Source organism: Bradyrhizobium sp. CCBAU 25338 (assembly GCF_028128965.1).
Classification (GTDB): domain Bacteria; phylum Pseudomonadota; class Alphaproteobacteria; order Rhizobiales; family Xanthobacteraceae; genus Bradyrhizobium; species Bradyrhizobium liaoningense.
In genome coordinates, this window is record NZ_LFKY01000002.1 from 86,631 (window position 1) to 98,857 (window position 12,227).

The following is a 12,227-nucleotide window of genomic DNA, read 5'->3' on the forward strand; positions in this document are numbered from 1 at the left end:
CGAAAGCCAGACAGCACAACACGACTTTGTAAGGTCCGTCTCGGCGCCGAGCGACAGGCGCTCATAAATAAGGGTGCTGACGTCCGACACCGATCGGCCGAACAGGCGGCCGTAGAGCTGGGTCGATCGTGGCTTCTTAAGGTCATTGCAGAAGCTGTCACAGACCAGGTCACTCGCGAGCTACCGCGGTACCTACCATGACACTGCATTGATTCGACCTTCTCCGTTTCGCTCATGTCATGTCAACGCAGAAGCCGGCGCTGAAATAGCGCTGTCGACGCGAAAAAGGGCAAGACCGCGTATACGCAGAGCGCACCTACGTGCAGGGCAGCACTGTCGGCGCCGCGCTCAAGCATCGCTGGACGAATAAGGTCGACCGAATGTGCGAGCGGCAGCATGGCGGCAGCGTGCTGAAATGAACCGGGCAGTTGGCTCGTCGGAAAGACCGCGCCACACAAGAACACCATAGGAGTGAGGACAAGTGTCTGGTAGAACACGAAGTAGTCGTAACTTGGTGCGAGAGATATGACGACCATCGCAAGGCTCGCGAATACGAGGCCAGTAAGGGCGATTGTGGGCATCGCATACAGAATGGACGGCCATGACGTATAGCCCATCGTGGCGGCGACGATTCCGATCGCTGTTCCGGCCAGAACGGACTTACTGGCCGCCCACACCAGTTCACCCAGGACGATATCGCCAAGCGTGAGCTGAGTAGAAAGGATTGCTTCCCAAGTGCGCTTGGCGTCCATGCGAGCAAAGGCTGCATATAGCGTTTCAAAGGTCGCGGATGTCATCGCGCTGACCGCGACCATACCCGCTGCCAAAAAAGCAATGTACGAAGTTCCCTCAACTTGTCCCACGATGAGTCCGAGGCCAAAGCCAAGACCAAACAGATTGGTTATGGGGTCTGCGAGATTGCCGAGAATCGATGCAAGCGCGACTTTCCTCCATGCCATGAAGTTTCGTCGCCATACCGCGATCCAGTTGTAAGCGTTAGCCGGCATCACCGACGCATAACTCTCATTCATTGCTCATTTCTCCATCTCGCGCCCGGTCAACCGCAAAAACACGTCTTCGAGGTTCGGGGGGCGCTGCAGAACGCGAAGGCCCGCTCGCCCGCGCAAATGCACGCAGACTTGCTCCGGATATTGCGCGTAGCAGAAAAGCGTCTCACCACTGACTTCGATGTGCCGCGCATAAGGCCTGATCAGCTCTTGGAGTTGATGTAGATCACCGCCATAGATTTCGAGCACGTTGCAGCCAATATGTTCGTCGATCAAAGCGTCTGGCTTGCCTTCGGCGATTTTACATCCACTCTCAAGCACGCATAGCCGATCGCACAGGCGTTCGGCTTCTTCCATGAAGTGGGTGGTCAAGAGGATCGTCTTGCCACGTGCAAGCAGAACCCGCAGGCGCTCCCAAATCAGGTGACGTGCATGCGGATCCAGACCAGTCGTCGGCTCGTCCATCACGAGTAAATGCGGATCATTAATCAGGGCACGCGCCAGCGTCAGCCGCCGCTTCATGCCACCGGACAACTTGGAGACACGCACGTCCGCTTTGGCCTCAAGGCGCGCAAACTCGAGCAGCGAGGGCGCAACCGCCTCGATCTTGCGAGCGCTCATGCCGAAATAGCGGCCAAACACAAGCAAATTCTCTAGTACCGTGAACTCGTTTTCAAGATTATCGAACTGCGGCACCACGCCGACGCGCACACGCGCCGCACGAGCGCGGGAAGGCACAGGCTCATCGAGGACTGTAATCTCGCCAACGTCGGGCGAAATCATGCCGAGGAGCATGCGTGCAATCGTGCTTTTGCCAGCTCCATTGGGCCCCAGCAGTCCGAAGCACTCTCCGCGCGCAACCGAGAACGACAAGTCGTTGACGATGAGCTTGTCGCCAAATGACTTTTTCACGCCGGAAAAGTCGATTGCCACAGTGGACATGTTCATCTTAGGCTGACAGAAGTCGTTCCGTGGACGACGGTATCTTGACGAACGTTTTGCTCCAGAGGATGCCTTCGCACCAGACATGCTCGACAAGCCCCCATTGGCAGGCCGCCGCAGCGTCCGGGAAAAAGCCCCGTCCGTGGAGGTTTGCGCTCGTGTTGCAGAGCAGCGGAATGCCCGTGAGTTGCTCAAATTCGACGAGAAGCGCAGCAACTTTGTGAGGAGAGTTGCGGGAAATTGTCTGCAGCCGCGCCGAGCCGTCAAGATGGACCACCGCGGGGACCCTGTCGCGCCAATTCGCCCGGGTCTGGTGATCGAACAGCATGTAAGGATCTGGCGTCCCCGGGCTGAAGATCTCCGGCGCCCGATCTTCCAGACAGATCGGCGCCACGGGCCGGAAGTGCTCGCGACGCTTGATGTCGTTGAGATGATCCTTCATTGCCGAGCACGTCGGCGCTGCAAGAATGCTTCTACCCCCCAGGGCCCGCGGCCCAAGCTCGGCACACCCGGAAAGAAAGATGACGGGCTTGTTGTCGGCAAGAATCGACGCAAGTTCACGCAGACTGCAGGGTGCCGCCTCCCAGTCCGGCGGAACCTCGCTCTCCTGCAAGGCCGGACCATTGTAAACTGACCATTCCAACGGCCCGAAGCCATCCTGCGCTGCCATAGCGCCGCACGCCGCCCCGATTGCCGAGCCGCTGTCATTCGGAAACGGCGGCACCCAGACATCATCGAACAGTCCCGTCGCGCGAAGCGCGCTATTCCATTTGATATTGAGACCGCAACCTCCGGCGATGCAGAGATTTCGCGCTCCCGGAAGCGACGAGTACCGCAGCAGAACCATCGCGATTTCCTTAACAAGAAGACGTTCCAAGAACACATGAAAGGACGCAAGGACGTCTTCCGCGCGCTTGGCCGTCAGGCGCAATGCGCTTGCCTCGAAGAAGTCGTGAATGGCTGCAAGGGACGCTTCCGCATTGTTGATGTTTTCGCGGTAGCGACGGGCCTGCTCCGTGTCAGCCGCCAACCGCGTTTCATAAAGCTCCTGGAACACTTCCACGATGCTTTCGTCCACGGAGCCAAGCGCGATGTAGGCCATCAGCTTGCCAGCAATGCCCAAATCCCAACTGGAGCGGTTCGGCTGCCGGTATGGCCCGAAGTGAAGGCCCGCGGCAGCATAGGCATGGCCAATCATCGGAAACAGCGATCCGATGAGCCGCGCCCCCTGAGGTTCGACATAGTAAAGGCGTGGAAAGATACAGCCGTCCCATACCAGACAGAACGCGGGTTTCCCCGCGCTGGCGAAGGGACTGGTGCTATATGCTGACGCGACGTGGCCCGTGACATGCGGGTAGCTCTTATATGGAAACTCCTCGCCTTCGAGGATGAGGCCAAAGCCGTCGACGGAATCGAGGAGGCCCTCAGCATGACGCTCGACATATGGCGCGCCTTTTAGCGCGATCGGCAACTCTCCGCTTAGGAGCTGGAACTGCGATTCATTCTCCCCGTCCCAGCCATCAATCACGAACTGATCGATGTCGCGCGGATCCAGGCCATGCTCCGCCAAGGCGCGCACGACTGCATCGAGATTGTCGACGGACTGATAGCGTGGACTGTTGCCGCGCTTCTCTTGCTCGACGCAAAAAAGAAGCCGACCGTCCTCGACGACAGCAATTGCTCCGTCATGTGTCAACTTTATTCCGCAGATGCGCATACGTCCTCCTGGCCTAATGGCCAACGTTTGATTGTTCTGAGGGGTCGCTCGGCTTCCGAAACCGGACGATCAAACAGTCTTCGTTCGCCGACCCGGTGCGGCAGTGCCGACGCTCGATCTCCGACAGGCTCTCCTTGAAGAGAGTGATCACCGTTTCGGCACCAGCAGCATGCCCCCAGCGTTGACATATTTCATCGCGCGCAGACCCGAAAATGAGAGTGCCACTTGGCGCAAGCATACTCACTAGGTTGCGGATAGCCGCATGCATCTCGACCACGTCCTTGAGGTAATAAAGAACCTCGGCCACGACAATCAAATCGAATTGCTCAGTGGTCGAGAACCGCTGAATGTCGCAGGCGACCCAAGTAATATGTGACCACTTCCCAGTCCGCAGTCTCGCTCGCTCGATTGCCTGCGGCATGACATCCACGACCGTAAGTCGCACGCATAGCGGCGCCAGCATCTCGGTGAATGCACCGGCTGCACATCCGACCTCGAGGGCAGACCCCGCATCTCCGTTGCAACGCGACATCCGGAGCATTTGCGCGTATCGCTCCTGCTCGAACGCACTAGTGTCGAGGCACCATGGGTCGTCGACAGCCAACTCTCGCTCTAATAGTTGATGGTTTGCGTCCTGAGTCATGAGCCGACCACCTATTTGTAGACAGTCGAACGATCGCGACCGGAAACACTCTCCGTCGCCGCCAGGCTCGACGGAGGCTGCGATAACGGCGCCGTACGAATAGGAGCAGGCGCCACCCCCACACCAGCCGCACCTCGTCCGGCATTAGGGTGCAGAATGACACGCTGTTTCTCCTCTTCCGCCGGCACATCGGTGACTTTTCGCGATAGCCAATCGCTATTACTCAATGTACAAAGCGCATAGGCCTTCAAAGGCAGTAAGAGAAAGATATTGATCGGTGTGTGGAGCGAGAAGCCGATGAACCGCAGCTCGCGAGCACGAAGCGCTGCCACACTGCACCGGACCATAGTCATTGCAGCAATCGTCAATCCGGTCCACCAGGGTATAGAGCCGTCGATCAGGAGCTGTGCGAGCGCAGCAAGTGATGAAATGGCGAGGAGCAATGGGCCGAGATTTTGCCCGATAACGTCTAGCGTCAAATAACCATCGAGCTCTGGCAGCAGGCGCCAAGCAAGAAACGTATCTCGAAAGGTACTGCGCGCCCAGCGGAGTTGCTGTCGTAGATATGGCCGAAGACTGTGCGGGACGACTGTGGCTGCTATCGCGTCCGGAACGTATTCGGTTCGAAACCCCGCCTTGAGCATGAGTATCGTTAGGTGGCGGTCTTCGCCGAAATCGCTCGGCTTCCCACGAAAGAATTGGGCTTCATATTGATCAAGAAGCATGGTGAGTGCGGACCGCCGATACATGGCACATGGGCCGCAGCAACACATGACGGCACCGAAGCGCGCCTGTGCCGCGCGCTCTTCGTTGCACGCGAGCCAATATTCCATGTCGATCAGCCTGGTCAGCCAGGTCTGGTTGCGATTGCTTGCTATCAGCTGACCCATGGCCGCACCGATTGCCGGGTCATGCATCTTCAATACAAGCTTCGTGACGACGTCGGCCGCAAGTATCGTATCGGAATCGACGTTGAGAACCAGATCACCGGATGAGCTGCGTATTGCTGCGATCTGCGCCTTGCGCTTTCCCACGTTGCTTGCCAACAAGATGAAACTGAGCCTCGGATCGCTCGCATATATCTGGTGCACAGGAGCGACAACGTCGCGGTTTGCCGATCCGTCATCGACTACATAGACCTGTATCTTTCCGGCGTAGTCTTGACTGGCAATCGACTCCAGACATTCGGCGAGTGTGTTTGGATCCTCGTTGAAGCACGGTACGATGACGTCCACAGCAGGAAGGACCACCTCTGCTTGTCCAAGGTCGTCCAACGATGAGTCGATCGCCGGCTGGGCATACAGCGCTTGCACGCTCTTATAGATAGTCGAGAGGAGCGCATAAGATGAAACGGCGGCAGCACTGGTTGTCGCGAGCAGGTCCATGGGGTGTCGTTTTTTTCAGTGGAGTTGAGGGAGTGGACGGATTACAAACCCGCGCCGTTGCAGTGCGGGAATCAGATATGCCAGCGCCGTCTTGGTCTGATCGCGCAGCGTGGCATCACCGCACAGTCTCTCCTCATCGGGAGGATATCCGTCGTGCAGGAGCACAATTGCACCCGGGCGAACGTTCGCCAGTACCGTATTCACAATTGTATCAACCCCGGGGCGGGACCAATCTCTAGGGTCGACCGACCAGTGCAGAGCCGTGAGACCAGCGCTCGCCGCCATTGCGAGCACCTCTTGCGTCCATTTGCCGTAAGGCGCTCGCATATGCCTGGGCGAGGCCTTCCGGCACGCCAGACGGATGGCCTCGCTCGCCGTCAGCACCTCGTCGTGTAACTCCGCAGGTCCGCATCTGGATAGATCAGGATGGGTCATCGTATGGTTCGCAACCTCATGCCCTTCCGCAATCATTCGTCGGATGAGTTCAGGATGCTCCGTAGCGTACGTCCCGATGACGAAGAATGTCGCGGGGACCCGATGTTGCGCCAGCACATCGAGCACCCCTGGCGTACAAAATGGATTTGGCCCATCGTCAAAGGTCAAATAGACAGCTCGACTTTCGCCCGCGTCAGCGTAGTCGCAGCGGACAATAGATAGGGTAGAACGCTCTGTCACAACTCAGGCCCGTTCCGATCGATGACAGTCCCGGCCGGCCATTCGCTTATCGAGCGTCCGACCGGAAACACCACGACAATCACGTCTTCGATGCGCGTCGGCGATAAATTTGGATAGACGTCCGGCAGGGTGGAGCGGACGCGAATGCCACGCATCAGGGTGGCGAGCCCCTGCCTTTCGACCAGTCGGGTCAAATGTTTTTCAAGCGCCGAGCGAACCGCGCCAAAGGCGAATGGAACACCCAGCTCCTGCAGTGCGGGATACATCACGCGCATTGCGTGGCTTATCCCGTGACCCTCGAGATCCGGGCGCACCGCATATAACCCCAGCTCGGCCACAAGGAGATCGGCTCCACCAACGTTGATGAAGCGGCGCAGTAGCCCGATGTGAGCCGCTACCCCGAGCGCGTCGTAACCAATTACGCGGAGCTCGGGTCTTGCGCCGGCCCAACTTCGGTTCCCCTCAAACGGCTGCGCATTGAACGAACCCGTCGGTCCGTAGCTCTTGCGGAAGAACTCCGCGAGCTCGGCATGATCGGAGAGCTGAAGTTCACTTTCCCAACGACGGCTCCACTGCACTTGGGCGCGAGCAGAAGGCACTTCCGCAGTCGGGGACACGGCAACGTTCATGGCGAGCTTCCTTGCGCCGGTGGAATTAAGAGGGATGGTCACGTGAATTCGCTATTCGGCGAACCGCCGATCAATGCTGAGATGCGCCGCCATGCTCTGTCGGAGCTCGGCACCGCTCGCCTGCTCCGCGCCGCTGGCCTTTGCACGATGGAGCGATCGTTTGATTGCACGCTCGTCCGGTTAATGCCGCGCGCGCTATAAATCGGAAGGTGCCGACGAGGCGGTTGGACTAGCCAGAACCTGTCTGCATCAGCTAGCTTTTGCGCCTGCTGTCGCATCGTCTTCCGGCGCTTCGACGTCTGAGGGCTGGCCATCGACGCGCAAGCCTCATCGATGGCGCATCGGAGCGGCATCGGATCAAACTGGCTTCTATACATCTTCGACACGCCCCGCATTCACTGGACAGCCGAGCCATTTGGAGCGGCGCCTGGAATTCTTGGCATCCGCAATCTGCGTCTGCCGCTATTCCTCGACACTAGAATGAGGCTGAACGCGCGCTCAATTGTACGCGGGTAAACGTCAAATATGGAAACGGATGAAATCCGCATACCAACGTTTATCGGGACGCGCTTGGCGTTACGGGCGAGCTTAAGAAGAAGAAGCAACAGCGCGCGCCCATGGTGCGCTCGCACGTCTGGACGCTCTTCTCTTAGCTCACGTGAACGATCGGAAAGCATCGTGGCGCGCCCAATTACTTTTGCAAACTTCAGTTTGCTATCCAATTTCCCGCAGTTTGGTAAAATCGATTGTTTCGATGCAACACATCCACGCGATGGATAGACTGACAGCATGCGGTTCAAGGGACTTGATCTAAATCTTCTCGTTGCGCTCGACGCCGTGATGACGGAACGCAACCTCACAGCGGCGGCTCGTAAAATTAACCTGAGTCAGCCCGCTATGAGCGCTGCGATCGCACGGCTGCGCACCTATTTCCGCGATGAACTATTTACTATGAGAGGTCGCGAGCTCGTCCCGACACCTGGCGCGGAGGCGCTTGCAGGCCCGGTTCGCGAGGCCCTGCTGCACATCCAACTCTCGATCATATCACGGGACGCGTTCGACCCGGCTCAGTCGAGTCGACGCTTCAGGGTCATTCTCTCAGATTTCATGACGATCGTTTTCTTTCGCAGAATTGTGGACCGCATGGCACAAGAAGCTCCCGCAGTGCGCTTCGAACTGCTGCCATTTTCTGATGAACCGGATGAGCTGCTGCGGCGGGGCGAGGTCGACTTTCTCATTCTGCCGGAACTGTTCATGTCGAGCTCGCACCCTAAGGCGACGCTGTTCGATGAGAGCCTCGTATGCGTGGGATGCCGCACGAATAAGCAGCTATCCCGGCAGCTTACGTTCGAGAAATACATCTCGATGGGGCACGTTACTGCCAAGTTCGGACGGGCCCTGAGACCGAACCTCGAAGAATGGTTTTTGCTTGAGCACGGTCTGAGGAGACGAATCGAGGTCGTTGTGCAGGGTTTTAGCCTGATTCCGCCCATATTGTTAGACACGAGCCGCATCGGCACGATGCCCTTACGGCTGGCCAGACACTTCGAAAAGCGAATGCCACTGCGGATCATCGAACCGCCGCTCCCTCTCCCCACATTCACAGAGGCCGTGCAGTGGCCGTCGTTCCACAACACCGACCCGGCGAGCATCTGGATGCGGCGGATATTGCTCGAGGAGGCATCCAACATGGCATCTGGGGAGCAAACGCCTCCGGCTCGCAGGCGCTGTTAGGCTTACCCGCAAGCTACGCTTTGGACATCCTAGGCACGCTTGCCCCTCCGACGTGCTCGGTCCCTTTCCTCGCTTCAGGGTCCTTTGCGGAGAAACCGCCACAGACCTCGCAATGCGGCAATCGCTTGCGAAGACTTCCCCGGTGAGCGTGGTAACTGAAGGTCTATTTTGATGCGCTTGCGCCGGATTCAGGCTACGCCAGCCGCTGTCGCGGCCGGACATGCCTCCAGTAAAAAATGTATAGCTTCGCGAATAAAATGGCTTGAATCGCACATTGCGTCAGGTTGTAGGTTCACCGTCGTGACTAACGCTGCACGACGCAGCCTCGACAGGTCGCTTTGGCGAGCTCGCGGACTGTGGGTTGATCTGCCATTAGCGAACGACCGGACTCAGCTGCGTTGTCGGGCAGAAACCGGCGAGACCAATCAGCTGAGAGGCTCCTGACGCTTACGCGCCGCTGCCGATTGGCCTAGCGTTCGCTCTCCATTCTTGCGGAATTTCGCGAGCTTCCTTTCGCGGTAGCAGGATTGCGCGATGTCAACTCGGGCGAGTCGAGACGATTGCTCCAGACGCAGCCGTCACGGCACGCTTTTGCGTAGCAAGGACGTTTCTGCCGGATAGGAAGAGATGCGTTTCAAAGGTCTGGATCTAAACCTTCTCGTCGCGCTGGACGCTTTAATAGCTGAGCGCAACCTCTCCTCAGCGGCACGCAAAATCAATCTCAGTCAGCCGGCCATGAGCGCGGCCGTTGCCCGGCTGCGCTCCTATTTCGGTGATGAGCTGTTTGGAATGAGGGGGCGCGAACTTGTCTTGAGCTCACGCGCGCAAGGGCTGGCGGCTCCTGTGCGCGAGGCTCTAATGCACATTGAACTCTCGATTATGGCGCGGGATGCGTTCGACCCAGCTCGATTGAACCGCCGATTCAAGATCGTCCTTTCGGATTTTATAACAGTTGTATTCTTCCGAAATGTCGTAGAGCGCGTCACGCGAGAAGCCCCCACCGTCAGCTTCCAACTGGAGGCGCCGACCGATGAGCACGAGGAGCTCCTCCGCCGCGGCGAAGTCGATTTTGTTATCTTGCCAGATTTTTTCATGTCCAGCACGCACCCAAGAGCGGCCCTATTCGAGGAGAGACTCGTCTGCGTAGGCTGCTGCACCAACAGGGAATTACAACGCCGGCTTACATTCGATCGATATATGTCGATGGGTCACGTTGCAGTTAAGCACGAAGGTGCGCCCCAAACGCCAGTTGAGCATTCATTCTTAATGGATCTCGGCCCCACTCGGCGCATCGACATTCTCGTGCAGAGCTTCAGTATGATCCCGCCCCTCCTGGTTGGGACGAACCGCATAGGCACCATGCCGTTAGGGCTCGTGAGGCATTTCCAAAGAACGATGCCCCTTAAGATCGTCGAGCTTCCGCATCCATTCCCCGCCTTCACTGAGGCGGTCCAATGGCCCGCGCTTCAGAACAGCGACCCGGGAAGTCTGTGGATGAGGGATATATTGTTGCAGGAGGCCACCCGCATGGCAACTACACAAGAGCTCCCTGTCACCAGCCTCTCGGAAGAAGCAGACACCGCGGGACATCTCGTACGATCTGTCTCCCCGTTGCCGTAAGCCCATCCGTAAAGTCTACGGTCCTCGCATTCCAACACTTGTCTCAACACACCTCGCCTATCTTGCTCTCATTGTCGGAGGATAAAGCTCCTCGCGACCCACCGGCTCGTAGGACGTTATGTAGTTCCTCGCATCTTCGCCTAGGCGCGGCAGACTGCCGGCCTGATTTTAGCGACGTGGACGGGGACAAACCGACGAGCTCGCGTTGAAGCTAGGCGCTTCCGTTGCAACTGCGGGTGCGGGCGCACCTGTCTCAAGGAGGTAGGACAGGCAGGCAGCTCTTGTCGTGTCAGTCAGTCGTTGCTCCCGATGAACGGAGACGATCAGCGTCTTCGGAGTCCTACCAACATCCACTGCTCGCATAGAGATCGTCGGACCAGCCGCGCAGTCGAAGCAAGCATCGCGCACGCGTGTGGCGCTAGCGCATCACCCAGCAGTACATCACACCTTCATTGCTCCGCGCCGCAGGTATGACTTGTTTTGGCCCTACCGCAGCCAAACGTCTTGACGACGTGCGCTGCGCTGACCAATTTCAAACAAGGAGCTGAACGTTGAAGCTTTGCAGCGGGGTGTTCGATCCAGAAGAGCTTTCTGCCCTCGGACGACTTTATGACGGCGCCGTCAACGCGCTTCCTCCATCGATGCGGAGTCCAGAGAACCGCACGGCAATCGCCAAGCTCATCCTGGAGCGCACAGCGGCTGGCGAGGCTCAACTGGCACGCCTGACGAAGTTGTTGATCACCATTTCCCCTAAGGGTTGATCGGCCGCCATTCTAAGGATAGTCACCACTCGCGTGTCGGGGTGGAAGACGATTCAGCTGGAGCTTAGAAAGCCGCTTGAATCATACGTGACGTCAGGTTGTAGGCTTTGAAATTGAACAACATGAACAGAGCTACACCAAGAAGGCGTCGATGGCGCATTGGCGAACTTGCAGAGGCGACCGGAGTAACGGTACGCACGCTGCACCATTATGAGCACACTGGACTCCTAGCCGCCACAGAGCGTACTGACGGCGGTCACCGGATGTATGACCGCGAAAGCGTGCAGCGGGTTCACCAGATTCGCGCGCTGCGTGAGCTTGGCTTCTCGCTAATCGAGATCCGTAAAGCTATGGAAGGCACGACCTCACTCACGGACCTGCTGCGCAAACACCTAGAGCGCATAGAACTTCAAGTCGCGCGAGCAACTTTGTTACGGGACCGTTTGCGCAACATGACCATCGACGGCGAGGCGCAGGTAAGTGTGCATGAGCTGCCTGCCACCCTGAATGCCATGTCGCGGGTTGAGACGCGTAGTCAGACGTCCGAATGCACCTGCAATTTAGCTGCGGAGCGCGAGGACCGCTGGCGCCGAATCCGCGACGACCTTCGCGACTGCATGGATCGGGGCGAGCACCCTTGCGGCGAGCGCGCAAAGACTGTCGCAGTTGCAGCACGCTTGCTGATCAGCGAAATCGCCGGCGCCGATTCACGCGTTTCGATGATCCTGAAGGTACTTGCACGATTAAGCGCCCCCCGCAGTCTGGCTGGTTGGGATCCCTGCCTGATGCAATATCTCGATCTCGCCCTTAGCGGGTTGGAGGATCAGCCGTACTGACGCGTTCAAGGCCGGTTCCACACGTCTCCGGGACAACCTCTAGAAGCGCTAGGTTAACCGGCCGCTCTCTGATGCGGCTGAGAGTCTCAGGGAATGGGCAGATGGTCATCGCCCATCGATTCGCTTCCCTGACAGCTCCATCGCTCCCTCCCGAAAGGGCTTGATCCGCACGTAACGTCAAGTTGTAGACCTTCCAGTTGGAAGCTCACTGAGCCATCGCACGTCTGCTCGGCAGGCAACCTCGCCCTGCCGACGTGCAAGCTTACAACTAACTGTGG

General features: G+C 58.1%; 11 protein-coding genes. 4 read left to right on the plus strand and 7 right to left on the minus strand.

What is annotated here, in order from left to right; genetic code table 11:
• Positions 1-242 precede the first annotated feature (242 nt).
• The 7 genes from ACM42_RS01975 to ACM42_RS02005 are packed head-to-tail and all read right to left on the minus strand — an operon-like array spanning position 243 to position 6,998.
• Positions 243-1,031 (minus strand): ABC transporter permease, encoded by a 789-nt coding sequence (locus tag ACM42_RS01975; RefSeq protein WP_271526444.1) that lies wholly within the window; start codon positions 1,029-1,031, stop codon positions 243-245.
• Between the two features lie 3 nt (positions 1,032-1,034).
• Positions 1,035-1,955, minus strand: a complete 921-nt coding sequence (nodI, locus tag ACM42_RS01980; RefSeq protein ID WP_128948433.1) for a nodulation factor ABC transporter ATP-binding protein NodI — start codon at positions 1,953-1,955, stop codon at positions 1,035-1,037.
• Between the two features lies 1 nt (position 1,956).
• Entirely contained in the window at positions 1,957-3,666 is a 1,710-nt protein-coding gene (nodU, locus tag ACM42_RS01985) for a nodulation protein NodU (RefSeq protein WP_271526445.1), read from the minus strand.
• A gap of 13 nt (positions 3,667-3,679) precedes the next feature.
• Positions 3,680-4,309, minus strand: coding sequence for a nodulation methyltransferase NodS (nodS, locus tag ACM42_RS01990; RefSeq protein ID WP_128948431.1), 630 nt, complete (start codon positions 4,307-4,309; stop codon positions 3,680-3,682).
• A gap of 11 nt (positions 4,310-4,320) precedes the next feature.
• Positions 4,321-5,694 (minus strand): chitooligosaccharide synthase NodC, encoded by a 1,374-nt coding sequence (gene nodC, locus ACM42_RS01995; RefSeq protein ID WP_271526446.1) that lies wholly within the window; start codon positions 5,692-5,694, stop codon positions 4,321-4,323.
• A gap of 15 nt (positions 5,695-5,709) precedes the next feature.
• A complete protein-coding gene (gene nodB / locus ACM42_RS02000; RefSeq protein WP_128948429.1) occupies positions 5,710-6,369 on the minus strand; it encodes a chitooligosaccharide deacetylase NodB in 660 nt (219 codons plus the stop codon).
• A complete protein-coding gene (locus ACM42_RS02005; protein WP_271526447.1) occupies positions 6,366-6,998 on the minus strand; it encodes a NodA family N-acyltransferase in 633 nt (210 codons plus the stop codon). Before ACM42_RS02005 ends, nodB begins: the two co-directional genes overlap by 4 nt.
• Before the next feature lie 789 nt (positions 6,999-7,787).
• Between ACM42_RS02005 and nodD1 the strand changes: the two genes are divergently transcribed.
• The 4 genes from nodD1 to ACM42_RS02025 all read left to right on the plus strand — a co-directional run bounded on the left by nodD1 (position 7,788) and on the right by ACM42_RS02025 (position 11,949).
• Positions 7,788-8,732: a transcriptional regulator NodD1 gene (gene nodD1, locus ACM42_RS02010; protein WP_128948427.1), complete on the plus strand. Its 945-nt coding sequence runs from the start codon at positions 7,788-7,790 to the stop codon at positions 8,730-8,732.
• Positions 8,733-9,359: 627 nt separating this feature from the next.
• The gene (nodD2, locus tag ACM42_RS02015; RefSeq protein ID WP_128948426.1) at positions 9,360-10,352 is read left to right on the plus strand and encodes a transcriptional regulator NodD2; all 993 of its coding nucleotides are present in this window, start codon (positions 9,360-9,362) and stop codon (positions 10,350-10,352) included.
• Between the two features lie 551 nt (positions 10,353-10,903).
• Complete coding sequence (locus tag ACM42_RS02020) at positions 10,904-11,113, plus strand: hypothetical protein (RefSeq protein ID WP_164937384.1); 210 nt, start codon at positions 10,904-10,906, stop codon at positions 11,111-11,113.
• Positions 11,114-11,235: 122 nt separating this feature from the next.
• Positions 11,236-11,949 carry a MerR family transcriptional regulator gene (locus tag ACM42_RS02025; RefSeq protein ID WP_208757090.1) on the plus strand — a complete coding sequence of 238 codons (714 nt, stop codon included), beginning with the start codon at positions 11,236-11,238 and terminating at the stop codon, positions 11,947-11,949.
• Positions 11,950-12,227: the final 278 nt, after the last annotated feature.